Below are 24,079 nucleotides of genomic sequence, written 5' to 3'. Positions count from 1 at the left end.
GAACTAATGAACGCCAAAACGGCATGGTACGACGCTTTATCCCAAAGGGGACCGATATTGCTTGCCTCACGCCGGACACAATTCAACAGGTAGAGGACTGGATGAATAACCTCCCCAGGAAAATCCTCGGATACGATACACCCAAAGAGCGTTTCGATTCATATGTTGCTCAATTCGCTGCCTCGTAACTTTTTCCCTACTTGTCCCACTTGCTATTGCAATTTAGGGGAAATTTCCCGTCGGTTTACACGAACGCATCGCGCCCCTCATCCCTCGATGGGATAGTAATCCGCCGGCAAGGGCGCAAGGATACCGACGAAAACGAAGTCCTCCGTTCCTGTATTGCGCATTCCGTGGCATGCGCCTTTCGCCGAGACGATAACGTCGCCCTTCGCGATCGGTTCTTCCTGCCCCGGCGCGGGATAAAATACGCCCGTCCCCTGCACGCAGATCCATATATCGTCCGTCTGCGCATGCCCATGTGTCTTGATTTCCTGCCCCGGCTTCAATACCCAAACGACACCGCTCGTCGATGCCGTGCTGTAGATTGTCGTCCGCGTCGCCGTCTCCCCCGCCTTTGCCACATCCGCCAAGTGAACCCGGCGTGCCGAGAACGCTGTTCCTGCTTCAATCATTTTGAAACACTCCTTTAATCATAGATTTTAGAATACCAAACTATGCTTGTCAATTAAAATATCCGCCGCTCCAAAGAAGCGGCGGACACCAATTTTTTTATTTTTTACGATAGATGATCGGGCTGCGTCCGAGGTACTCAAACGGTGCGCTCAGGCAGTGCACGAGACGTGTGAACGGAAAGAGAATCGCAACTGCCATCCAACAGAACATGTGAATGCGGAACATGAGCGGCACATTCTCCATGTATTCAATCTGCGGGTTCAGCATGAGTACGGAGCGGAACCACGGCGAGATGGTCTCGCGGTAGTCAAATCCGCCCTGCACAGCGTTGAGCGTCGTCGATGCGCAGCCGGTGAAGATCGCGGCAAAGAGGAAGAGATAGAGCCACTTGTCCATCGTCGAGGTGTTCACCGCCATGCGGTCTTTGCCAAAGCGGCGGATCAGCAGCAGGATAAAGCCGCCGAAGAACAGCAGTCCTGCGGGGGCACCGCCGCCGAGGGCGATCATGTGGTAGAGATGTTCGTTGATGCCCACCGCCTCCGTTATAAATTTCGGGATGAGCACACCGATAACATGACCGCCGAACGCCATGACGAGCCCCAAATGGAACATGGGCCCCGCGATCTTGAGGTCGCTCTTCGAGAGGAACTGACTCGACTTCGTTGTCCAGTTGCGTTCGAACACCGTATAGCGCACGATTGTCCCCACGATGAGGAACGTGAACGCAATATAGGGGAGCACTCCCCATGCGAATTGTTTCATGATGCGGACCTCCCTACGAGACTTGCGGCTTCGGTGAGCACGACGTCAATCAAAAACGCATACGGGAGCTTTGCCTCGATCAGCCGATCCCGCAGGAGCTCCATCTTTGGACGCACCTGCGAAAGGATATACTCGGCACGCTCCTCGGGTACCGCCGCCGCAAGCTCTAGGATCGCCGGCAGATAGTCCGGCAGCTCGCGGTCAATATCGAATCCGCTGTCAAGGAAGAGCTGCTTATACGCGAGCATCTCCTCGGACTGCTTCCCAAAATCCGTGCGGTTATGCGTCGTGAGGTAAAGATTCGTGTTCTGTGAAAAGTCAAAGGTACGCACATAGGCGTCCTCAAACTCCCGGCGATCGCTCTCCACCACATACTCAAAGAACTCCGTCAGTACTTCGCGCGTCTGCGGACGCTCCACTTCGCGCGCCGCTTCGGCGTAATCGAGCAGATTCGTCCACCAATCCTCGGTGGGATATTCGAAAAGATACGCCGTGAGCATCAGTTCTTTTTGGATGCGGTTTGCCGTCTCCATCAGCAGCATCCTCCCGGACATGCGTAGCCTGTCGTTCCTTGCAGTTCGCGCAGTTTCTCATCCGCAACGCCCGCGACGCCTGCGGGGATGTTGAACCGATCCCTGCGTTTGGCAAGCCCGAGCAAGCGGTACATCGCGTCATAGGTCTCTATCGGAAATGCGAGGCTTTCGGGAACGGCATCGCCCGTCTGTTTTGCGCGCATGACGGCGCGGAGTTCGAGCATGACGTGCAGGACGCGCTCGATCGCCGCCGTGTCCCCCGCCGTGAGGAGCTGCGCGAGGTATGCCACGGGGATGCGCATCTCCGCCGCCCCCGGGAAGAATACCTCCTCCTCCACGCGCCGCGCAATGGGGCTAAGGGGCGGGACATACCAAATATTCGGCAGTGTGCGGTACTCCGGATGGAGCGGGAACGCAAGCCGCCATTCCCTGATGAGGCGGTACGAGGGCGAATCCTGCGCCGCACGAATCCAGCGCGGCGGAATGCCCGCCTCCTTTGCCGCCGTAACAACCTGCGGATCGTTCGGGTCACAGATGACCTCCATGAGCTTATTGTAAATCTCTTTCGGATCCGTGACGCTCGCGGCTTCCTTCACGCGGTTGGCATCGTAGAAGATGACGCCGAGGTAGCGCATCCGCCCGACGCAACCGTCGCTGCACACCGTCGGCAGACCGTTCTCAAGACGCGGGAAGCACAGCGTGCATTTCTCCGCCTTGTTCGTCTCCCAGTTGTAGTAAATTTTCTTATACGGGCAGGACGGTACACAGTGCCGCCATCCGCGACAGCCGTCCTGCGAGATGAGGACAACGCCGTCCTCATCGCGCTTGTAGATCGCGCCCGAAGGGCACGCCGCAACGCACGCAGGGTTGAGGCAGTGGTTGCAGAGACGCGGGAGATGCTTCATAAAGATGTCGTGGAACTCGAGCGTGATCTCCTGTCCGATTTTTTGCAGGTTGATGTCGCGGCGTGCCGACTGCCCGTCCGCGAGGTCGTCCTCCCAGTTCGGCCCCCACTTGATCTCCATCCGCTTCTGCGTGATGAGCGAGCGCGGGCGCGCGACGGGCTGATGATTCTTCCGCTTGGAGTGGAGGAGCGTCTCGTAGTCGTACGTCCACGGCTCATAGTAATCGTCCATCTCGGGCTGCTGCGGATGGTAGAACAGCTTGGCAAGACGGCTGACCATCGAGCCGGTCGCGAGCGAGAGCTTGCCGTCCTTCAGCGTCCAGCCGCCCTTCCACTTCTCCTGATTCTCCCATTCTTTGGGATAGCCGATGCCCGGCTTTGTCTCGACGTTGTTGAAATACATGTACTCCGCGCCGCGGCGGTTCGTCCACACATTCTTGCACAGGATGGAGCAAGTGTGGCAGCCGATGCATTTGTCGAGATTCATGACCATCGCAATCTGCGCTTTAATCTTCAAGCCAATCTACCTCCTCCATGCGGCGCACGACGACATACGAGTCGCGCTGATTTCCCGTCGGGCCGTAGTAGTTAAATCCGTAGCTGAGCTGCCCGTAGCCGCCGATGAGGTGGGTGGGCTTCATGTGGATATGCGTCGGCGTGTTGTGGGTTCCTGCGCGTGTGCCCGAGATCTTCGACCCCGGGACGTTGATGTGGCGATCCTGCGCATGGTGCATGAACACTGCGCCCTGCGGGATGCGCGGCGAGACGACGACACGCGAGGCGACGACGCCGTTGCGGTTATAGAGTTCGATCCAGTCGTTGTCCTTCACGCCGATCTCCGCCGCGTCCTTCTCGCTCATCCACACGCTCTGTCCCCCGCGGAACATCGTGAGCATCTGCTGCGCGTCGAAGTACATGCTGTGCGTACTCCACTTGTTATGCGGCGTCAGATATTTCAGCGTGATTTCTTTCTGCGTCCCGTTCAGGGATTTGTTCATCGGACGGAAGTCGAGAATCGGGCGGTAGATCGCCTGCGCCTCGCCGAACTCGCGCATGACCTCGTGATCCATGTAGAAATGCTGCCGCCCCGTCAGCGTACGGAACGGAACGAGTTCCTCCACGTTGGTCGTAAACGGCGTATAGCGGCGGTTCTGATTGCTGCCCGTAAAGGTCGGCGCCGTGATGGTCTGACGCGGCTGCGCAATGACTTTATCATAGGTAAAGCGATCTTCTTCGCGATCCTTTGCGAGGCGGACGAGATTCGTCAGCCCCGTGCGCTTTTCGACCGCTTCCCACGCGCGCACCGCCGTGCGCCCGTTCGTCGTCGGCGACATGCCGAGCACCGCCTCGATCGCCTGCCGCGCCTCGTAGATGGAGGGCATCCCGTAGGAAACATAATCTTTGTTCTGGATCACGCCGTTGCGCGCGCGCACTTCTTCGTAGTCTTCCGCCGAGTCCCACGTGTTGCCGTGGCTCGCCGTCTTGCCTGCGGCGTTCGGACCGAGCGCGATCCACTTTTCGTAGAGCTTCGTGTAGTCGATGATATTCTGCGCGATATTCGGCATCGTCTTGCCGGGGATCGGCTCGCACTCGCCCTTGCTCCAGTCGCGCACGATGCCGTCCGGCTGTGCCAGCTCGGTCTCGTTATCATGTCCAAGCGGCGTTGCCACAACGTTCGTGTAGGGCTTGAGGTTTGCTTCCTTGGCAACCTTTGATACCGTCTCCGCAAGCGTGCGGTAGATGTCCCAGTCCGTTCGCGACTCCCAGAGCGGATCGACCGCAGGCTGGAACGGATGGACAAAGGGATGCATATCCGTAGAGGAAAGATCCGTCTTTTCATACCACGTTGCCGTCGGCAGAACAATGTCGGAATAGAGCGCGTTGCCCGCCATGCGGAAATCGAGCGCGACGAGGAGGTCGAGCTTGCCCTCGAGCGATCCGCCCGGCTGCGCCAGCTCCTCCTTCTCCCGCCATTTGATTTCCCGCGGGTGTTCTTTCGCATCTTCCTCTTGGAAAATGCTATTCTCCGTGCCGAGGAGATATTTCAGGAAGTAATCGTTGCCTTTTGCCGACGAACCGAGCAGATTACAGCGCCAGACAAAGAGGTTGCGTGGGAAATTCTCGGGAGCGTCCGGATCCTCCCATGCGAATTTGAGGCTCTTGTCCTTGAGGCTCTTGACGATGTAGTCCTTGACCCCGTCAAGTCCTTCGCCGCCTGCGGCGGCGGCTTCGTCGGCGATCTGCTGACCGCCCTTGTTGAACGTCGGATAGGCGGGCGCCCAGCCAAGACGCGCCGCGAGGATTGCATAGTCGCCGGGATGCGTATAGCGCGCCGTTTCGTTCGGCGCCGCAAGTGCGTCTGCCTGGATCTCGTCGCTGCGCCACTGATTCGTCGCAAAGTAATAGAACGACGTGGCGTTGAGCAACTTCGGCGGTCCCTGCCAGTCCGAGCCCGACATGATGCGCGCCCAACCTTCGTTCGGGCGCAACTTCTCCTGCCCGACGTAATGCGCCCAGCCGCCGCCGTTGCGTCCCTCACAGCCCGTGAAGAGCAGGAGGTTGATGATCGTGCGGTACACGACATCCGCATGGAACCAGTGGTTGATGCCGCCGCCCATGATGATCATGCTGCGGCCGTTCGTCTTGATCGCGTTGTCCGCAAGCTCGCGCGCCGTATGGATGACGAGTTCAGGCGAGATGCCCGTGTACTTCTCTTGCCAGGCGGGCGTATAGGGCGTGTCGTCCTCATAGGAGCCGGCGCTCTCGCCGCCGAGACCGCGGTCGATCGCATAGTTCGCAAGCGTGAGGTCGTAGACCGTCGTCACGAGCACCTCGCCGTGCGCCGTCTTGACGCGGCGTACGGGGAGCGCGCGCGTAAGCGTCCGCTTTGCGCGGTCGTTGCCGAAATACGGCAGCTCGACCTCGACCGTATCCGTGCGATCGTCCCACACGGAGAGACGCGGGCAAATCTCCGCACCCGTGTCGCGGTTCTCTTCTTTGATATTCCATTTTTCCTGCGTGCTCCAACGCTCGGCGAGCGTCCCGTTCGGGATGACGATCTCGCCGGTTTTGTCGTCGACGACGTAGTAGCGGAAGTCCGCGTGCTTTTCATCGCGCCCCATGTCGCGCGAGCTGAGCATACGCCCGGGAACGTAGCCGCCGTTTCGCTCCTCGATGCGCACGAGAAACGGGAAATCCGTATACTTGCGTGTATACTCGAGAAAGAACGGCACCGTTTTATCGATATAGTATTCCTTCAGGATCACATGCCCCATCGCCATCGCCATCGCGGAGTCGCTGCCGACCTTCAGCGAGATCCATGTGTCGGCAAACATCGACGACTCGGCATAGTCCGGCGCGATGGAAACGACCTTCGTCCCTTTATAGCGTACCTCCGCCATGAAATGGGCATCCGGCGTCCGCGTCAGAGGCACGTTCGAGCCCCATGTGATGAGATAGCCCGCGTTGTACCAGTCGCTCGACTCCGGCACATCCGTCTGCTCGCCCCAGATCTGCGGACTCGCGGGCGGCAGATCGGCGTACCAGTCGTAGAACGAAAGCCCCACACCGCCCATGAGCTGCATGAAGCGAATGCCCGCCGCATAGCTCAGCATGGACATCGCAGGGATGACCGAGAACCCGAAGATGCGGTCGGGGCCGTAGGTGTACGCCGTATAGAGTACCGAGGACGCGATCAGCTCCGAGACTTCTTCCCACGTTGCGCGCACAAAGCCGCCCATCCCGCGGGCTTCCTTATATTTCTTCTGCTTCACAGGATCGGAGGCGATGCTCTTCCACGCGTCGAACGCCGTCTTGTGCTTGGCGCGCGCCTCGCGCCACAGCGCTGCGAGTTCGCCGCGCATATAGGGATATTTTACGCGATGCGGGCTATACAGATACCACGAGAACGTCGTCCCGCGCGGACAGCCGCGCGGCTCAAAATCCGGCATATCCGGCGCGGTCTCCGGATAGTCCGTCGCTTGGTTCTCCCACGCGACGATGCCGTTCTTCACATGCACATTCCAGCTGCACGAGCCGGTACAGTTCACGCCGTGCGTCGTTCGGACAGTCTTGTCGAACGACCAACGGTCGCGGTACATGTTCTCCCAGTCCCGTCCGCCCTCGTGCATCTCCTGATGCCCGTCTGCGGATACCGATGTGGGGACAAGATACTTGAACTTCTGAAAAATACTATGCACCCCAAAGCCCTCCTAAAGTTTTGCGGATACCGACAGCGATGAAATCCGATCCACCACTCCTTAATTGTAGTGTAACAAAAAAAAATCGCCTTTCCTGTGACATATCTCACAAAAAAAGGCGTTATTATCAATTTTTTCTATTTTACCTATCAGGTTTTTTTATTCAATGATGCAATCCTCCGCCCCGCAGCTCTCACAGCGCACCTCTTGGCGCAAATATGCCATATCCCGCAGAAAGATAAAGCTGCCGCGATAAGCGATGATACCGTCGCGCTTCATCTCGCTCAGCAGCCGGTTCAGGCTCTCTCGCGACATCGCCGAATAATCCGCCAGCTCCTGATTCGTCATCTCCAGCGGAATCAAGACCCCGCCGTCCTCCTCGCGACCGTAGCTGTTCGCCATGCGAATCAGCGTCGAATAGACGGCTCCCTTTTTCCCATAGAGGAGCAGGTCACGGAATTTATGATGCTGCTTTCGCATGTGTTTCGCCATGATCTTGAGCATATTGACGGCAAGCTGCGGATGCTCCTCGAGGCTGTGCTCAAGCACAGGGTACTCGATCGCGTAGACTTCCGCCGCCGTCTTTGCGATGGCGTCAAAAATATAGACACGGCGCTTTTGATAGAGCGGCAGCTCCCCGATGACGCTTCCCTGATGCGCGAGCCGGAGCGAGAGGACACGCCCCGAATCGGCACTTTTGGAAATACGGATTTGACCGCTGTGAACGAAGTAAAAATACTTCGCCGCGCCGCCCTCGTGAAAAAGGTATTCGTTTTTATGCAGTGATACGATTCTTCCCGGTACTTCATAAAACGGCTGTACCAACGCATCCGGCATGTCCATTCCTCCAAAAAGTCTTCGCATTCAGATGGCAGTATTGTGAGAAACATCACATACAGATATAGTTTTTCGTTATATACTCATAGCTATGAATAAAGGGGGTGCACCCGCGCTTCCCCGCGAAATCATAAAGGAGTGTTGTAAATTGAGCGCACAAGCGTATACCTCGCGCAGCGAAATTTTGGCGCATTGGAATCCGGAGGATACGGATTTTTGGAAGCGTTACGGCGAGCGCATTGCCAAGCGCAACCTCTACACATCGACGTGGGCGCTGACCCTCGCCTTCGTTGCATGGACGATGTGGGCAACGATTGCCGCTCAGCTCAATCAGATCGGATTCCACTTTACTGATAATGAAATCTTTACACTCGCAGCTCTTCCGGGTCTCGTCGGCGCGACGGGACGGCTCGTCTACACCTATATGCCCGCCATCGTCGGCGGCCGCAACTGGACGCTCTTTTCCACCGCGCTCCTGCTGATCCCACTCATCGGACTCGGCAACGCCGTCACCAACACCGCGACGACCTATGACGAATTCGTCGTGCTCGTCGCCATGATCGGCATTGCGGGCGCGAACTTCTCCTCGTCGATGGCAAATATCGGTTTCTTCTTCCCGAAATCGGAGAAGGGACTTGCGCTCGGCATCAACGCCGGCATCGGCAACCTCGGCGTCTCTATCATCTACCTCACCGCGCCGTTCCTGCTCGGCATGGGCTTTGGCGGACTCTTCGGTGCGCCGCTCATCAATGCTGCAGGAAAAGAGGTCTATGTGCAGAGCGTCTGCTATTTCTGGGCAATCCCGACCGCGCTGACGCTCGTCCTCGTGTGGCTCTTCATGGACAATCTGCCCATCCCGCGCCAAAGTCCACGAAGCATGATGTCCATCTTTGGCAATAAACACACATGGCTGATTACAGTCATCTACACCTGCGGCTTTGGTTCCTTCATTGGTTACTCCGCCGCCCTGGCACTGCTCCTCAACCGTGAGTTCCCGGAGATTTCATTCGCCTACGGCGCGTTCCTCGGCCCCTTCATCGGCGCGAGCGTACGCCCCATCGGCGGCTGGGCGGCGGACAAGCTCAACAGCGGCTCCATCGTCACCTTTGGCGGACTCGTACTTATGCTCGTCGCCTGCATCGTCACCGTTCTCGGCATCGAGATGCATAATTTCGCCCTATTCTTCGGCGCTTTCCTCGTCCTCTTCTTCTCGACGGGCTTCATCAACGGTGCTTCGTTCCGCATGATTCCCTTCGTCTTTGAGAATCCGGTACATGCTTCACTCGTCACGGGCTTCACCGCGGCGATCGCCGCCTACGGCGCTTTCTTCATTCCGAAACTCTTCGGCTACTCCTACGCCACATACCAGAATGTCGCGCCCGCGTTCTACTACCTTATCGGATTCACCGTCGTTACCATCATCATCACGTGGGTGTTCTACGCCCGCAAAGGTTCCGGCATCAAGTGCTGACCTCCTCCGGATATGCATAACGGGAGCTGTGATACCTGCACAAAAGGTATCACAGCTTTTCTCGTGCACAATAGTATTACGGCAAAATTGACAGCGCAATACTATGAACGAGATATAATAGAATTATACGACAAAGACTCCTCTATGGCAACTGCACAGGATCGATGAAATTCAATAAAAAAGCCGTACCGATGTATTGGTACGACATTATTTCACTGCCACTCTATAGCCCTAAGTCTCCCATTTTTATCTCCTCGACGCGGCCGTGCTCCATCTCGAAGGCGATGCCCACGGTAGGATCGTCCTCAGAGAAGTAAATATAGTCATCGCCGTAAACAAGACAGGGCTCTCCATAAATGTTACGCAGCGCGTCAACCGAGGTGCCGATCCCCACGCCCTTCCCAGAGACAAGCGTGCTGTGCGATGAAATCTTCACCCGGCGCACGGTGCCGTCTACAAAGTGAACGGTCAGACCGTTCGCATATTCATAGGTGCGAACATCCTTGCCGGGATACCGCTCGCTCCGTTTCGTCTCCATCCCCTCGGGGCTGCCGCAGCGCGCGCGGACATCCGTCTCCGGCGCCGCATAGGAAATATCGCCGAGCACGAGTCCGTCCGGTGTGAGGCGCGAGACCGCTGCCTTCGTCTCTTTACGATGTACGCGCAGACTCTCTGCTTCGCGCTGCACGGCATCGTCTGCCGAGAGCGTTTTCTCCACGTCCGCGCGGGCAATCGCCGCGGCGCGATGCACTCCGCCCGGAGACGGCACGGCGCAGTTCTGATAAAAGATATAATGGGCGGCGAAGCCTGTCAAAGCGGCAACGGCAATAAACGCCGCACACCTTTGCATGTTCAAAAGCGTTCCTCTTCCCTGTTCCCCGATTGATACAGACTATAAGATGCGCCCATTATAACGAGAGACGCTGAAAGCCCTCTGAATACTTTCTTTCAGAGGGCTTTCAGATGATAAAAGGAGCCGCCGTACAGATCTGTACGGTGACCCCTCTCCTTAGCGCAGCGGACGAAGTCTTTTGATTTACGCTTTGCCCGCGAGTTTCTTGTAGCTGTTGTAACGTGTCTCCGCGTCCTTCTGCGTCTTTTCAAAGAGCGCCTCAGCCGCCTCGGGGAAGCTGCTCTTCAGACTGATGTAGCGGTTCTCGCCCATAAGGAACTCTTGGAACTTCGAGAAATCCGGCTCCTTGGAGTCAAGACTGAACGGATTCTTACCCGTATCCACGAGCTGCGGATTGTAGCGATAGTTTGCCCAGTAGCCGCACTCAACGGCGAGCTTGCCCTCGAGCTGTGCGCAGCCCATGCCCTTGCGGATGCCGTGGTTGATGCACGGCGAATACGCGATGATGAGGGAGGGGCCGGGGTATGCTTCCGCTTCGCTGATCGCCTTGAGCACCTGATTCTGATCGGCGCCCATATCCACCTGTGCGACGTAGACGTAGCCATAGGAGATCGCCATCATGCCGAGATCCTTCTTCTTCGTCTTTTTGCCCGTCGCAGCGAACTCCGCGATGGCGGCCGCAGGCGTGGACTTCGACGCCTGTCCGCCCGTATTGGAGTAAACTTCGGTGTCGAACACCATGACGTTGATATCCTCGCCCGATGCGAGCACATGGTCGAGACCGCCGTAGCCGATGTCGTATGCCCAGCCGTCGCCGCCAAAGATCCACTGCGAGCGCTTGACGAAGTAGTCATTATCGCTGTAGATGCGGCAAAGGAGCTCATCGCTTCCCTTCTCCGCCTCGAGGAGACTCTTGAGCGCGCTCGCACGGTCACGTGTATTCTCACCCTCATCACGCTTGTCGAGCCATGCCTGCATCGCTGCGCGCAGCTCCTCGGAGCCTTTCTGCGCTTCGATCGCTTCGATCATCGCGGATGCAAGCGCTTCGCGGATGGACTTCGTACCGAGATGCATGCCGAGACCGTACTCTGCATTATCCTCGAACAGGGAATTCGCCCATGCGGGTCCCTGTCCCTGCGCATTCGTCGTGTATGGCATGGCGGGTGCGCTCGCGCCCCAGATGGAGGAGCATCCCGTTGCGTTTGCGATCAGCATCCGATCGCCAAAGAGCTGTGTGACGAGCTTTGCATACGGCGTCTCACCGCAGCCCGCACACGCGCCCGAGAACTCAAAGAGCGGCTTTTCAAACTGCGATCCAATGATCGTGGTCTTCTTCATTGGCGTATTCTTGATCGAGACCTTCTCCACATCGACGCCAAAGTCGAAATACTTCTGCGCATCGCGGAGTTTGTCGTCGAGCAGCGTCATATCGAGCGCCTTGCCCGGGCAGACCTGCGCGCAATTGCCGCAGCCAAGGCAGTCGAGCGTGGAGACCGCAATCGTGAAATTGAGGTTCTGTGCCTTGCCGGGCTTCGACTTGATGGACTCAAATCCCTCGGGCGCCGCCGCAAGCTCCTCATCGGTCGTGAGCACGGGACGGATGGAAGCATGCGGGCAGACGAGTGAGCACTGGTTGCACTGGATGCACTTCTCCTTGTTCCAGACAGGAACGGAGATCGCTGTACCGCGTTTTTCGTATGCCGTGCCGCCGAGCGGGAACGTGCCGTCCTCCATGCCGGCGAGATCGGAGACCTTGAGCTTATCGCCCTCCTGACGGTTCATGACGTTCTGAATCTTCGTGATGAACTGCGGCGTCCGTGGGTTGACTTCCACCTCTTCGTCAAAGGCATCCTTCCATGCGTCGGGGACAACAACGCGATGCAACGACTCAATGCCGTGATCGATCGCACCGTTATTCATGTTGACGACCTTCTCGCCCTTGCTCCCGTAGGAGGTTACAACGGCATCCTTGAGGTACTTCACAGCATCCTCGATGGGGATGATATTAGCGAGCTTGAAGAACCCCGACTGCATGACCATGTTAAAGCGTCCGCCGAGACCAAGCTCACGCGCGATCTGAACCGCGTTCACCGTGTAGAACTCGATCTCGTTCTGCGCGATATAGCGCTTCATCGATGCAGGCAGATGTGTATTCAGCTCCTCGTCGCTCCAGACCGTATTGAGCAGGAACTTGCCGCCCTTCTTGAGACCCGCGAGGAGGTCGTACTGACGGACATAGGACTGCTGCGAGCAGGAGATGAAATCCGCCTTATTGATGAGGTACGGACTGATGATGGGCGATTTGCCAAAACGCAGATGGCTCATCGTGATGCCGCCCGACTTCTTCGAGTCATAGGCAAAATACGCCTGCGCGTACATATCCGTCTTGTCGCCGATGATTTTGATCGCGCTCTTGTTCGCGCCGACCGTACCGTCCGAACCAAGCCCCCAGAACTTGCACGCCGTCGTCCCCTCTTTCGTGAGGTTGACGTCGCCATGGATCGGGGTAAGGCTGCGATGCGTCACGTCGTCCTCGATGCCGAGGGTAAAGCCGTGGATCGGATCGTCCTTCTTCAGCTCCTCATAGACCGCAAAGACCTGATCCGGCGTCGTGTCCTTGCCGCCGAGGCCGTAGCGTCCGCCGACGATGACGGGGTTCATGCCCGAGCTGTAATACGCCGCCTTGACGTCGAGGTACAGCGGCTCGCCGATCGAGCCGGGCTCTTTCGTGCGGTCGAGCACTGCGACCTTTTTCACCGTCTTCGGCAGATACTTGAAGAAATGCTCGAGCGAGAACGGACGGAAGAGATGGACTGAGAGAAGGCCGACCTTCTCGCCCTGCTTGTTCAGGTACTCCGCGACCTCCTCCGCCGTCTGGCAGATCGAGCCCATCGCGATGATGATGCGGTCGGCATCGGGCGCGCCGTAATAATCAAAGAGATGATGTTCGCGCCCCGTGATCTTCGCCATCTGCGCCATCGCTTCTTCGACGAGCGCCGGAATGGCGTCGTAATACTTGTTGACCGCTTCACGTCCTTGGAAGTAAATATCGGGGTTCTGCGCCGTACCGCGAATGACCGGATGCTCGGGGTTGAGCGCGCGGCGGCGGAACGCGTTCACCGCATCCCAGTCGAGGATCTTTGCGAGATCGTCGTACTCCACGACCTCGATCTTCTGAATCTCGTGGGACGTACGGAATCCGTCAAAGAAGTTGATGAACGGAATGCGTCCCTTGATTGCAACGAGATGCGCGACGGCAGCGAGATCCATAACCTCCTGCACGCTCGATTCGGCGAGCATGGCAACGCCCGTCTGGCGTGCCGCCATGACGTCCTGATGGTCGCCGAAAATATTCAGTGAGGAGGCCGCAATCGCACGCGCGCTCACATGGAACACGCCGGGCAGCAGCTCGCCCGCAATTTTATACATATTTGGAATCATGAGCAGGAGCCCCTGCGACGCCGTGTATGTCGTCGTGAGCGCCCCCGCCTGAAGCGAACCGTGCACTGCTCCTGCCGCGCCCGCCTCGGACTGCATCTCGATGAGACGTACCTTCTGCCCGAAAATGTTCTTCATGCCCTTTGCGGCGAGACCGTCCACATGCTCCGCCATCGGCGAAGACGGTGTGATCGGGTAAATCGCCGCCACATCCGTAAAGGCATACGAAATGTAACCGGCGGCTGTGTTGCCGTCCATCGTCTTCATTTTTTTCGCCATCTTACTGCTCCCTTCCTAAAAAGAGAAATATTGATACATTTCCCCATCAGTTTGAAATATAATCCACAGTAGTATAGAAATATATGACCTTGCAAACTCTTCTGATAACAAGAATCAGAAAAAATATCTATGAAGGCACACTCCTCCTATACTTTTCGTTTATTATACAACGGAAAAACGCCCTTGTAAACACGATAGACTTTCTCAAACGTAGAACCGACACCGTTTATCCATTGTTTTTTATGATGAAATCATCTATAAATCCTATCAAAAAACGAGCCGCCGTCAGCAGCTCGTTCGTCCAAGCAAAGGATGTTCCGTTGGTCTCAGATCCCGCACGCGGATGAGACGCAGCGCTTCGTCGAGGTCGATGTCCGCGCGACCCGTCTCCGTTTCGTACACATAGACGGGCGTCTGCGCGCCGACCTCACTGCCCGGCATATATACATACTCGGCAGTCCGTTTGTCGCCAAAGATGATGCCCCGCAGGAGCTGTTCCTCGCGTATCAAAACATATCCCTCCGCCACAGCAGGTAGACAGCCCCAGTCGACACGAGCGAAGCGATTACAACAATGCGCACGAATCCATATGGATCATCCGTAAACGGCACCGGCACATTCATCCCGAAGAAGCTCGAAATCACGGTCGGGATCGCGAGGATGATCGTGATCGCCGCGAGGAATTTCATCACGAGGTTCAAATTGTTCGAGACAATCGACGAGAAGGTATCGGCGAGCCGCGCGAGAATCTTGCTGTACATCTCGACCATCTCGCGCGCCTGCTTGTTCTCGATGATGACGTCCTCGAGCAGATCCTCGTCCTCCTCGTACATCTTAATGATATGATGCACGGACGTATTCGTCCGAAGACGCATCAGCCGGTCGAGCACCGCCCCGTTCGAGCGCAGCGCCGCGTTGAAATACGTCAGACCTTTTTGGAGCTGCAAGAGGCGCAGGATCTCGCTGTTCTTCATATCATGGCGCAGGCGATCCTCGATCTCCTCGGAGAGCTTGCTGATCTGACGCAGATAGCGCAGATAGAACACGTCCGATTTATAGAGAATCTGAAAGAGGAACCGCGTCCGCTTATAGGTGCGGAACAGTTTCGCCGTGCGCTCGTTGAACTCCGCCATGACGGGCGTCTCCTCAAGACAGACCGTGATGACGTGTTCGTCCGTGAGGATGATCGCGAGCGGCAGCGTATCATAGCTGTCCTCGCCTCGGTAGACCGGGACATTCGTCAGGATCATGACCGAGTCGTCCTCAATGTCCGTATGCGACCGCTCCTCATCATCGAGTGCGGACCGCAGAAAATCGGGGTCAACCTCTGTGAGCGTGCTGACCACCTTCAACTCGTACGGCGTCGGATTCACGATATTGATCCACGCGCCTTTGCTGAGCGTTTTGAGGGACAGCTCCTGCAGCGGTCCCGATTCCATGGATTTATAAATTTGCAGCAAGGGAGAGCGCTCCTTTCCGAACCGCCCTCCTCCGTCAATGTGAAATCAAATCTGCGGAGCGAAGAGAGGACGGGTAATGTCGATGCGATTTGGGTTGCAAAGGTGTGTCGTCCATGCTCTTCACTTCCTTTCAAAATATATGTGCTCGAATTGACCGAATGCATTGTAGCGCAAACGCACGCACTTGTCCATAGTGCACGTGAAAAACTTCTCCGCGCGTGGCGGCTCAGACGTTGAAGCGGAAATTCACCACATCGCCGTCCTGCATCACATAGTCCTTCCCCTCAAGACGAACGAGTCCCTTGTCGCGTGCCGCCGCAACGCTGCCGAGCACGACGAGATCGTCATAGCTCACGATCTCCGCGCGGATGAAGCCGCGCTCAAAATCCGTATGAATCTTGCCCGCCGCCTTCGGCGCCGTCGTCCCGCGCGTGATCGTCCACGCGCGGCACTCGTCCTCGCCCGCCGTCAGGAACGTCTGAAGTCCGAGCAGCGCGAACGCACCGTGGATGAGACGGTCGAGACCGCTCTCTTTGAGACCGAGATCCTCGAGGAACACCGCCGCTTCCTCCGCGTCCAGCTCCGCGATCTCCTCCTCCAGACGCGCCGAGACCGTAACGACCTGCGCGCCCGTGCGCCCAGCATATTCCTTGACCGTCTGCACATGCGGGTTCTCCGCGTCGGCAGTTGCCGCTTCGTCCTCGCCGACATTCGCGACATAGAGGATCGGCTTGCGCGTGAGGAGATTCAGATCGCGCAGGAGTGTCTGTTCTTCCTCCGAGAGCTCCGCTTCGCGCGCTGGTCGCCCCGCGTCGAGCACGGATTTCAGACGTTCGAGCGCCGCGGCTTCCGCCTTTGCCTCCTTGCTTCCCGATTTCAGCAGCTTCGTCACCTTCGCCGCGCGCTTTTCCACCGCCTCGAGATCGGCGAGGCACAGCTCAGTCTCGATGATGTCGATGTCGCGCAGCGGATCGACAGCCCCCTCCACATGCGTGATGTCCGAACTCTCAAAACAGCGCACCACATGCGCGACCGCATCCACCTGACGAATGTGCTCAAGGAACTTATTGCCAAGCCCCTCCCCCTTCGACGCGCCCTTCACGAGCCCCGCAATATCCACGAACCGCACGCTCGCAGGCGTCGTTTTCTTGGAATGATAGAGATCCGTCAGCACCGTCAAGCGCGCATCCGGTACCGCCACCACGCCGACGTTTGGCTCGATCGTGCAGAACGGATAGTTTGCCGCTTCCGCCCCCGCTTTCGTAATCGCGTTGAAGAGCGTGCTCTTGCCCACATTCGGCAGTCCGACAATACCGACCTCAAGATTGCTCACAGGGATTCCTTCTTTCACCGGATTTTATTTCAAAGTACGTTATTTTAATGAATATACTTGTTATGTTATACCAAAAAACGCCGAGAACGTCAATCGTCACACGCTCTTATTATAATATATGAACACGTATTTATATAAAAGTTGCATTTGATACTTTTCTTTTTCAAAAGATGTGTTATAATCGGGATAACTTGAAGGTTTTACCTTCCATAATCGCTTTATGTTTCCCATACAGGAGGTTTATATTATGGCTATCACCAAGGATATGAGCATCATCGACATCGTTCAGCAGTACCCCGACACCGTGGACATCCTCATGAACGCAGGCATGGGCTGCCTCGGCTGCGCAGCGGCTCACTTCGAGAACATCGAGCAGGGCGCCATGGCACACGGCATCGACATCGACGCGCTCATCGACGCGCTCAACGAATCCATCGGCGAGCCGGCGGCTGCGGCACAGTAAAACACATACGAAAATAATGCCCCCATGAGGACAGGTTGTTCTCATGGGGGCGTTTTCTATATCTGTAAAAATCATTGCGGCTGATGCAGAAAGAGTGCTTTTCCCTCCGGAGTTTCGCAGACCAAATCGCAGTTCGCCGACAGCAGATTGCCGGCAAGGACATAGTTGGCCGCTCTGCACCAGTCACGGATCATCGCCTCGTCGAATCCGAGGCAATAAGCGATATTCCCGACACTCTAAAAACGCGCGCTCCTCCTCCGTGAGTTCCGTCCTCTCTAAAAGCTCCGGGCGGCGCCGGAGGGTTGCGAGGAGGGACATGCGGCGGCGCCAGCGCGCGATCTCGGCGTGGTTGCCGGAGAGGAGGACGTCGGGGACGTCCCTCCCCTCGAAGGAGCGCGGGCGCGTGTACTGGGGATAGCCGAGCAGTCCGTCATAGAAGGAGTCCGTCGGCGCGGACGTGTCGTCGCCGAGAACGCCGGGCAGCATCCGCGCGGTGGCGTCGACGAGGAGCATGGCGGGGATCTCTCCGCCGGTGAGTACGAAGTCGCCGACGGAGACGAGGCGGTCGGCGAGGTCGTAGATGCGTGCGTCGAATCCCTCGTAATGTCCGCAAATCAATATGAGCTGCTCGTAGGCGGAGAATTCTTTTGCCATCGTCTGTGTGAACACATCGCCGGCGGGGTCAAAGATGATCGTGCATCGCCCCCCCTCGTATGCCGCGCTCTCCTCCCTGACGGCGCGGACGGCGGCGTACATCGGCTCAGGCTTTAAGACCATGCCCGCGCCGCCGCCGAAAGGGCTGTCGTCGACGTGGCGGTGCTTATCCGCGGAGTAGTCGCGAAAGTTCGTATAGTGTATGTCCAAGATGCCGCGCGCCGCCGCTCTGCCAATGATGCTGCTGCTAAAAACGCCCGCGAACATTTCGGGAAAGAGCGTGACCAGATCGATCCTCATATGCGTTCCTCTTCTTCCGTTGATGATGCACACTATTATATCATAAAGACGGCGGCGTGCCGCGCACATTTTTTCCGAAACGGCTACAGAAAATCCGCGCTTTGCGTTATAATAAGAGCATCGACAACGGCCCGAAGGATTTGGAGCAGTTTTATGGACATCAATCTCGCCCTATTCAACACGAACATCGGTCGACAAAAGCCGGAGAATATCGTTCACAGCGAAGCCGCCTGCCCGTTCTGCGAGCCGGACAAGCTCACAGGCATCATCGAGACGGACGGCGACATCATTCTGCTGAAAAATAAATACAATGTCCTTGAGGGCGCGGATCAGTTCGTGCTCATCGAGGGCAGTGAATGCTGGGCGGACATGCCGGACTATACGCCCGAACACATGCACCGGCTCATCGCGTTCGGCATGAGACATTGGGCGCGTCTGCGGCGGAGCGGGAAGTACGAGGCGGTGCTCTTCTTTAAGAACTACGGTCATTATTCGGGCGGGACGATCCGCCATCCGCACATGCAGCTCGTGGGCTTCCCTCATTTGCAGACGCAGCTTCTCTTTCGCCGCAGCGATTTCGAGGGTCTCAAAGTCGCGGAAAAGGACGGCGTGACGCTGAGTCTCTCCGCAGAGCCGCGCGTCGGCTTTTGGGAGCTGAACATTGTCCCGCGCGACGCGTCGGACACGGATACGATCGCGGACTATATTCAAATCGCGGTGGATTTCCTGATGCATCGCTTTCATCGGCGGCTGGACAGCTACAATATCTTTTTCTACAACGACGGCGAGGAGATCTTTTTGAAGGTACTGCCACGCTTTGCCACGTCACCGATGTTCGTCGGCTACAATATCCGGCTCGTGCCGTCGAATCTGGAGGAGATGTGCGCGCGCATCCGGTCGATTTACTTTACGGACAGAGAGAACGGGAGTCTCCATGACAGAAGAGCAAAATGAGCAGTCGCCGCCGAAACGGCGGCGAAAGAGTACGGGATCAAAAGGAACGAGAGGCACAAAGAAGCGCGCTGCGCGGCGCAAAAGCGTGCCCAAGAAACGCACGGGACTTCTCTGTCTCATATGCGTCCTCCTCGTGTTCGTCCTCTGTGCCGGCACGTTCCTCTTCTTTCCGCGCACATGGCAGGGCATCGGTCTGTTGCTGCCGGATGCCGAACGGCAAAAGCCCGCAAACGAGCTCCACGAGGTCTATGAGCCGGATGCCGGGGAGCGCATTATGCGCGTGCTCTTCGTGCGCCGCGCGATCGAGGCGCGTCTGAACCGTGAGGACTACGTTCCTATCGACCGCATCGGGCCCAACCTCGGGCGTGCGGTCGTCGCGGTGGAAGATCGCCGCTTTTACACGCACATGGGCTTCGATGCGACGGGCATGGCGCGCGCGGCGCTCGTCAACATTCAGCACGGGCGCATCGAGGAGGGCGCGAGCACGATCACGCAGCAGCTCGTCAAAAATCTTTTCCTCGCCAATGAGCAGACCTTCACTCGCAAAGCGGAGGAGCTGCTGCTCGCGCTCGACATCGAACTCGCGTATACGAAGCCCGAGATCCTTGAGATTTATCTAAACGTCGTCTACTACGGCGCGGGCTTCTACGGTGTGGGCGCGGCATCCGAGGGATACTACGGAAAATCCCCGGACGAGCTCGACCTCCCCGAGGCGTCGATGCTCGCGGGCATCCCGAACGCGCCGTCAACGCTCTCCCCCTTCGTCGATTTCATCGCGGCAAAAAAGCGCCAAGCGATTGTGCTTGACGCTATGGAGGCGCAAAACTATATTGATCGGCGCACGGCGGAGGATGCGAAGATTCAGCCGCTCATCCTGCGCCCGAAGCCGTGACCTAGCGGTCGATGAGCGCGCGCCCCTCGGAGAACAGCCCGATGCGCGTCACATATGCCTCGCCGGGATCGATGGGCAGATCAAAATCCCGCGCCATGAGCGTGAGGATTTCGATCGGCTTGACACTGCCCGCGGGCGTGACAACGAGATTCATCCAAAAAATCAGCCGACCATCCTCCAATCGGACGGTAACGGGCGACTTTAGAAATGCCTTTGTCTCGATCTCGCGCTTTTTCTTTGGCGTGACGCGGTGCCACACGGCGGTCTCGGCTTCGTTGTAGCGGCGTACGCTCTCCTCCACGAGCGCGGCGTCGCCCGCATAGGCGACGGCGATGCGGTAGCGCGCCTCGTCGACGTCCGCCATGAGCGCCTTGTGCTTGCCCTCCAGCATCCGCAGGCGAATCATGTCCGCCCCCACGGGCAGGTGGCGGCGCAGCCGCGTCATCACCTCGGCGGCGGGGAGCACCTCCGTCATCTCAAAGTCGACGTATTCGGCATCGCTTGCCGCGCCGAGGGAGAGCGCCGAGGCAAACGCCACCTTCATATGCGGATTGAACCCCTCGGAATATGCCATCGGCAAATGCGCGCGCCTGCACGCCCGCACAAAGAGATTCGCATAGTCGAGATGAGAGACGTAACGCAACTCCTCTCCCTTCGTAATCAGTCCCCGATAGGTCGTCAACGTACGCTCCTGCGGGGGATTTTTTACGTTCGTTTCGTCGGTCTGCGCCGCAGTCGGCAAAACTTCTGCGGGCGCCGCTTGCACCTCCTCTGCCGTGCGCTGCTGCTCCACCGCCGCGTAGTCGACAATGTCGACGCCGAGTGTCGGACAGATGCCGCAACCTGTGCAGTGCGTGCGGCGGCAGTCGACCGTGAGCGAGGCGGCAAGCGCCTTTTGCCACTCCTGCCGGAGGAACCGCTCGAGCACTCCTGGGGACGTGTGCGCCCACGGCAGCGGCTCGCCGATCGTACGCGTCCGCCTGCTGAAATACGTCCAGTCGATGCCGCAGGTCTCGAACGCGGCAAAATAGCGTGCGTCGTCGAAGAGATCCGACCAGCCGTCGAACTTCGCGCCGTTTCTCCACGCCTCATAGAGCGCGGGCGCAAGGCGGCGGTCGCCGCGCGCAAAGACGCCCTCGATGACGGAAAGCCGCGCGTCGTGGTAGTGGAACGAAATGGAGCGATCCGTGATATGCTCCTTGAGGAGCTGCTGCCTCCGTTGGAATTCCTCGATGGAAAGCTGACCGAACCACTGGAACGGGGTATAGGGCTTCGGGACGAAGCAGGAGACGGAGACCGTCACCTTAACGCCGCGCCTGCCGCGAATCTCCGTGTAGAGATCGACGACCCTTTTTGCGAGGCGCGCGATGCCGATGATGTCCTCGTCCGTCTCGGTCGGCAGCCCCATCATGAAGTAGAGCTTCACCTGTTTCCACCCGTGTCGGAACGCCGCGCCGCACGCTTCGATGAGGTTTTCCTCCGTGACGCCCTTGTTGATCACGTCGCGCAGCCGCTGTGTCCCCGCTTCGGGTGCGAACGTCAGCCCCGACTTTCTGACCTGCTGCATCTTGTGTGCGAGATCGATGGAAAAACTGTCGATGCGCAGCGACGGCAGGGAGAAGCTGATCTGCTCGCCGCGGTAATCGTCCATGAGATCGTCGACGAGACGTCCGAGGCACGAATAATCCGCCGAGGAGAGCGAGGTGAGACTCATCTCATCATATCCCGTCGCCTCCGTGAGTCCGTGCGCCATGCGCCGCAGGCACGCCTCCGTCCGCTCGCGCGCGGGGCGATAGGCGATGCCCGCCTGACAGAACCGGCAGCCGCGCGAACAACCGCGAAAGAGATCGAGCATCAGACGGTTGTGCACAATGTCCATATAGGGGACGATCGGATGCTCGACGGACATCACGTCGTCCATATCCTTCACGACGCGCTTGTAGATCACGGGACGCGCGCCGGGATGCAGCGGACGCAGCTCCGTAAAGTTCCCCGCCGCGTCGTACTGCGGCTCGTAGAAGGACGGCACATAGATGCCGTCTACATCGAGCAGGCGCGTCAGAAAGCCGCGCCGTCCGCCCGGACGTCCCGCCGTGCGCCACGTGATGAAGGCGTCCGCGATCTCGAGAATGACCTCCTCGCCCTCTCCGATGACAAAGAAGTCAAAGAAGTCCGCGATCGGCTCGATATTATAGACGCATGGACCGCCGCCAACAATGAACGGCGCATCTTCACCGCGCGCGGATGCATAGAGCGGGATGCCCGCAAGGTCGAGCATATTGAGCACATTGGAGTAGATCATCTCGTATTGGAGGGAGAATCCGAGGAAGTCAAATGTATGGATTTCCCGGCGCGATTCGAGGGAAAAGAGCGGGATGCCCTTCTCCCGCATCTTTTCCTCCATATCCACCCACGGCGCATAGACGCGCTCGGCGAGAATGTCCGCGCGGCGGTTCAATATCTCGTAGAGGATGGCAAGTCCGAGATTGCTCATGCCGACCTCGTAGACGTCGGGGAGCGCGAGCGCGAACCGGCACGCCGCCGCATCCCAGTCCTTGCGGACGGCGTTCCACTCGCCGCCCGTATACCGCGCCGGCTTTAATACGGACTGCAGGATGCTGTGATCAAGCTGCACCATCTCTTCCCATTCCTCCATGATTCAAAATACTTCAAATAAAAAGGACTGCCGCACGCAGGCAAGCAGCCCCACAGTGATGTCAACCTTCTAAAACAGCAGTTTTTGCCGCCGCAGCTGAATGTTCAGCAGAATCGCGATCGCCATGATATTCGTCGTGAGCGAGCTGACGCCGTAGCTCATGAGCGGCAGCGGAATCCCCGTGACGGGCATGATGCCCATCGTCATGCCCGCGTTGACGAGCACATGGAACGCGAGCATCGAGGTGATGCCGACCGCGAGCAGCCGCCCGAAGAGATCGCTCGCATCCTGCGCGATCCGTATTCCCCGCCACAGGATAATGAGATAGAGCAGGAGCAGTACGGCGCATCCGACAAAGCCGAGCTCCTCTCCCACGACGGAGAAGATGAAGTCCGTATGGTTCTCCGGCAGGAAGTTGAGCTGACTCTGCGTCCCGCTGAACAGTCCTTTGCCAAAGAGCATTCCCGAGCCGATCGCGATCTTGGACTGGATGATGTGATAGCCCGCGCCGAGCGGGTCGACGTTCGGATCCATAAAGACCATGATGCGCATTTTCTGATAGCCCTTGAGAAAATGCCAAACGACAGGCATTGCCGCGATCCCTAGCCCGAAGATCCACGCGAGCATCCTGAGGCGTATCCCCGCGGCAAAGACCATACCGAAGAAAATCGCGAGAAAGACGAGCGATGTACCGAGATCCGGCTGCTTGAGCACGAGCAGGAACGGCACGCCGACATAGGCGGCGACGGGGAGGAGTTCGCCAAGCGTGTTGATCTTCCCGCCGCGCTTTTCGAGCATCGCTGCGAGCGCAATGATCATGATGAGTTTTGAAAATTCCGAGGGCTGTATGCTGATGGGACCGAGTGCGATCCACCGCTGGGCGCCGAGCGCCGTCTGACCAACCAGCATGACCAAAATCAGCAAAACGAGATTGAAGATATAGAAATAATTTCCATATCGCTGCAGAATCTTATAGTCAAAGTTCATCAAAAAAACTGCAAGTGCAATGTCCACAAGGATCGAAACGCCCTGGCGCTGTACGAACCAATAGCGTTCATCGCTCGGCGCATTGATATGTGTCGCGCTGCCGATGACCACAAGGCTCATGATAACGATCGCCGCAGCTGCGATAATCAGTGTGAGATCCGTACGTCGCAGCAGACGTTTTGATAGTATCATCGCCCGCCGGAGCCGCCGTGCTGTACGCTGACGACGGGAATATTGACCACGAGTGCCATCGTGTCGTTCTCGTTCTCGAGTGCAAACTCCATTTCACGCGTATCAATATACATATATTTCGAGATCACCTGTATGATCTCCGCGCGCATATTATCCATGATCTCCGGCGATACATTTGCCCGATCATTGATGATGACAAGTTGGAGACGGCGGCGCGCAACGGAGCCGGAGCTTTCTTTCTTGCCGAGAAGCCTCTTGAGTGCATCAATCACGTTC

The 24,079-nt window shown here is 57.7% G+C and carries 20 protein-coding genes; 5 read left to right on the top strand and 15 right to left on the bottom strand.

Annotated features, from left to right (window positions below; translation table 11 throughout):
* Positions 1-188 (top strand): transposase (locus tag HMPREF1147_RS12260; protein ID WP_369791740.1); only part of this gene is annotated, 188 nt, incomplete at its 5' end.
* Between the two features lie 78 nt (positions 189-266).
* Here HMPREF1147_RS12260 and HMPREF1147_RS05495 read toward each other — a convergent pair.
* The 6 genes from HMPREF1147_RS05495 to HMPREF1147_RS05470 all read right to left on the bottom strand — a co-directional run bounded on the left by HMPREF1147_RS05495 (position 267) and on the right by HMPREF1147_RS05470 (position 7,871).
* On the bottom strand, positions 267-635 hold the full coding sequence (locus HMPREF1147_RS05495; RefSeq protein WP_009658038.1) for a cupin domain-containing protein: 369 nt from the start codon (positions 633-635) through the stop codon (positions 267-269).
* Positions 636-732: 97 nt separating this feature from the next.
* On the bottom strand, positions 733-1,398 hold the full coding sequence (gene narI / locus HMPREF1147_RS05490) for a respiratory nitrate reductase subunit gamma (protein WP_009348712.1): 666 nt from the start codon (positions 1,396-1,398) through the stop codon (positions 733-735).
* Positions 1,395-1,931 (bottom strand): nitrate reductase molybdenum cofactor assembly chaperone, encoded by a 537-nt coding sequence (gene narJ / locus HMPREF1147_RS05485; protein WP_009438486.1) that lies wholly within the window; start codon positions 1,929-1,931, stop codon positions 1,395-1,397. The genes narI and narJ overlap by 4 nt, the downstream gene beginning before the upstream one ends.
* Positions 1,931-3,352, bottom strand: a complete 1,422-nt coding sequence (gene narH, locus HMPREF1147_RS05480; protein WP_009658021.1) for a nitrate reductase subunit beta — start codon at positions 3,350-3,352, stop codon at positions 1,931-1,933. Before narH ends, narJ begins: the two co-directional genes overlap by 1 nt.
* Positions 3,342-7,034 (bottom strand): nitrate reductase subunit alpha, encoded by a 3,693-nt coding sequence (locus HMPREF1147_RS05475; RefSeq protein ID WP_009438420.1) that lies wholly within the window; start codon positions 7,032-7,034, stop codon positions 3,342-3,344. Before HMPREF1147_RS05475 ends, narH begins: the two co-directional genes overlap by 11 nt.
* A gap of 159 nt (positions 7,035-7,193) precedes the next feature.
* Positions 7,194-7,871 (bottom strand): Crp/Fnr family transcriptional regulator, encoded by a 678-nt coding sequence (locus tag HMPREF1147_RS05470; RefSeq protein WP_009658039.1) that lies wholly within the window; start codon positions 7,869-7,871, stop codon positions 7,194-7,196.
* Positions 7,872-8,019: 148 nt separating this feature from the next.
* Between HMPREF1147_RS05470 and HMPREF1147_RS05465 the strand changes: the two genes are divergently transcribed.
* On the top strand, positions 8,020-9,342 hold the full coding sequence (locus HMPREF1147_RS05465) for an MFS transporter (RefSeq protein ID WP_009438398.1): 1,323 nt from the start codon (positions 8,020-8,022) through the stop codon (positions 9,340-9,342).
* 223 nt (positions 9,343-9,565) lie between these two features.
* Here the strand turns inward: HMPREF1147_RS05465 and HMPREF1147_RS05460 are convergent, their stop codons facing one another.
* The 5 genes from HMPREF1147_RS05460 to ychF all read right to left on the bottom strand — a co-directional run bounded on the left by HMPREF1147_RS05460 (position 9,566) and on the right by ychF (position 16,705).
* Positions 9,566-10,198, bottom strand: a complete 633-nt coding sequence (locus tag HMPREF1147_RS05460) for a hypothetical protein (protein WP_009658034.1) — start codon at positions 10,196-10,198, stop codon at positions 9,566-9,568.
* Between the two features lie 180 nt (positions 10,199-10,378).
* The gene (nifJ, locus tag HMPREF1147_RS05455; RefSeq protein ID WP_009658041.1) at positions 10,379-13,912 is read right to left on the bottom strand and encodes a pyruvate:ferredoxin (flavodoxin) oxidoreductase; all 3,534 of its coding nucleotides are present in this window, start codon (positions 13,910-13,912) and stop codon (positions 10,379-10,381) included.
* 285 nt (positions 13,913-14,197) lie between these two features.
* Complete coding sequence (locus HMPREF1147_RS05450) at positions 14,198-14,422, bottom strand: hypothetical protein (protein ID WP_009658025.1); 225 nt, start codon at positions 14,420-14,422, stop codon at positions 14,198-14,200.
* Positions 14,419-15,372: a magnesium transporter CorA family protein gene (locus HMPREF1147_RS05445; RefSeq protein ID WP_009438407.1), complete on the bottom strand. Its 954-nt coding sequence runs from the start codon at positions 15,370-15,372 to the stop codon at positions 14,419-14,421. The genes HMPREF1147_RS05450 and HMPREF1147_RS05445 overlap by 4 nt, the downstream gene beginning before the upstream one ends.
* Before the next feature lie 226 nt (positions 15,373-15,598).
* Positions 15,599-16,705 (bottom strand): redox-regulated ATPase YchF, encoded by a 1,107-nt coding sequence (ychF, locus tag HMPREF1147_RS05440; RefSeq protein WP_009658031.1) that lies wholly within the window; start codon positions 16,703-16,705, stop codon positions 15,599-15,601.
* A gap of 247 nt (positions 16,706-16,952) precedes the next feature.
* Between ychF and HMPREF1147_RS05435 the strand changes: the two genes are divergently transcribed.
* Positions 16,953-17,168: a DUF1858 domain-containing protein gene (locus HMPREF1147_RS05435; protein ID WP_009438538.1), complete on the top strand. Its 216-nt coding sequence runs from the start codon at positions 16,953-16,955 to the stop codon at positions 17,166-17,168.
* 183 nt (positions 17,169-17,351) lie between these two features.
* Here HMPREF1147_RS05435 and trmD read toward each other — a convergent pair whose 3' ends face one another.
* Positions 17,352-18,122 (bottom strand): tRNA (guanosine(37)-N1)-methyltransferase TrmD, encoded by a 771-nt coding sequence (gene trmD / locus HMPREF1147_RS05430; RefSeq protein ID WP_009657972.1) that lies wholly within the window; start codon positions 18,120-18,122, stop codon positions 17,352-17,354.
* 153 nt (positions 18,123-18,275) lie between these two features.
* Between trmD and HMPREF1147_RS05425 the strand changes: the two genes are divergently transcribed.
* Entirely contained in the window at positions 18,276-19,076 is an 801-nt protein-coding gene (locus HMPREF1147_RS05425) for a DUF4931 domain-containing protein (protein WP_009658036.1), read from the top strand.
* Positions 19,057-19,968 (top strand): transglycosylase domain-containing protein, encoded by a 912-nt coding sequence (locus tag HMPREF1147_RS05420; RefSeq protein ID WP_009658001.1) that lies wholly within the window; start codon positions 19,057-19,059, stop codon positions 19,966-19,968. Before HMPREF1147_RS05425 ends, HMPREF1147_RS05420 begins: the two co-directional genes overlap by 20 nt.
* 1 nt (position 19,969) lies before the next feature.
* Here HMPREF1147_RS05420 and HMPREF1147_RS05415 read toward each other — a convergent pair whose 3' ends face one another.
* The 3 genes from HMPREF1147_RS05415 to minE all read right to left on the bottom strand — a co-directional run bounded on the left by HMPREF1147_RS05415 (position 19,970) and on the right by minE (position 24,075).
* Entirely contained in the window at positions 19,970-22,606 is a 2,637-nt protein-coding gene (locus HMPREF1147_RS05415) for a TIGR03960 family B12-binding radical SAM protein (RefSeq protein ID WP_037351209.1), read from the bottom strand.
* Between the two features lie 87 nt (positions 22,607-22,693).
* The gene (rodA, locus tag HMPREF1147_RS05410) at positions 22,694-23,803 is read right to left on the bottom strand and encodes a rod shape-determining protein RodA (RefSeq protein ID WP_009348688.1); all 1,110 of its coding nucleotides are present in this window, start codon (positions 23,801-23,803) and stop codon (positions 22,694-22,696) included.
* Positions 23,800-24,075, bottom strand: coding sequence for a cell division topological specificity factor MinE (gene minE, locus HMPREF1147_RS05405; RefSeq protein ID WP_009348687.1), 276 nt, complete (start codon positions 24,073-24,075; stop codon positions 23,800-23,802). The genes rodA and minE overlap by 4 nt, the downstream gene beginning before the upstream one ends.
* Positions 24,076-24,079: the final 4 nt, after the last annotated feature.

It is taken from the genome of Selenomonas sp. FOBRC9 (genome assembly GCF_000287655.1).
In the GTDB taxonomy this organism is placed as follows: Bacteria; Bacillota; Negativicutes; order Selenomonadales; family Selenomonadaceae; genus Centipeda; species Centipeda artemidis.
This window is presented reverse-complemented; position numbering and strand designations above follow the sequence as displayed.

What these genes read in the sequence shown, in the direction of transcription:
- rodA (WP_009348688.1), bottom strand. Translation starts at nt 23,803, where the DNA reads ATGATACTATCAAAACGTCTGCTGCGACGTACGGATCTCACACTGATT.
- narI (WP_009348712.1), bottom strand. Translation starts at nt 1,398, where the DNA reads ATGAAACAATTCGCATGGGGAGTGCTCCCCTATATTGCGTTCACGTTC.
- HMPREF1147_RS05425 (WP_009658036.1), top strand. Translation starts at nt 18,276, where the DNA reads ATGGACATCAATCTCGCCCTATTCAACACGAACATCGGTCGACAAAAG.
- HMPREF1147_RS05495 (WP_009658038.1), bottom strand. Translation starts at nt 635, where the DNA reads ATGATTGAAGCAGGAACAGCGTTCTCGGCACGCCGGGTTCACTTGGCG.
- nifJ (WP_009658041.1), bottom strand. Translation starts at nt 13,912, where the DNA reads ATGGCGAAAAAAATGAAGACGATGGACGGCAACACAGCCGCCGGTTAC.
- trmD (WP_009657972.1), bottom strand. Translation starts at nt 18,122, where the DNA reads ATGAGGATCGATCTGGTCACGCTCTTTCCCGAAATGTTCGCGGGCGTT.
- HMPREF1147_RS05415 (WP_037351209.1), bottom strand. Translation starts at nt 22,606, where the DNA reads ATGGTGCAGCTTGATCACAGCATCCTGCAGTCCGTATTAAAGCCGGCG.
- narJ (WP_009438486.1), bottom strand. Translation starts at nt 1,931, where the DNA reads ATGGAGACGGCAAACCGCATCCAAAAAGAACTGATGCTCACGGCGTAT.
- HMPREF1147_RS05420 (WP_009658001.1), top strand. Translation starts at nt 19,057, where the DNA reads ATGACAGAAGAGCAAAATGAGCAGTCGCCGCCGAAACGGCGGCGAAAG.
- HMPREF1147_RS05470 (WP_009658039.1), bottom strand. Translation starts at nt 7,871, where the DNA reads ATGCCGGATGCGTTGGTACAGCCGTTTTATGAAGTACCGGGAAGAATC.
- HMPREF1147_RS05435 (WP_009438538.1), top strand. Translation starts at nt 16,953, where the DNA reads ATGGCTATCACCAAGGATATGAGCATCATCGACATCGTTCAGCAGTAC.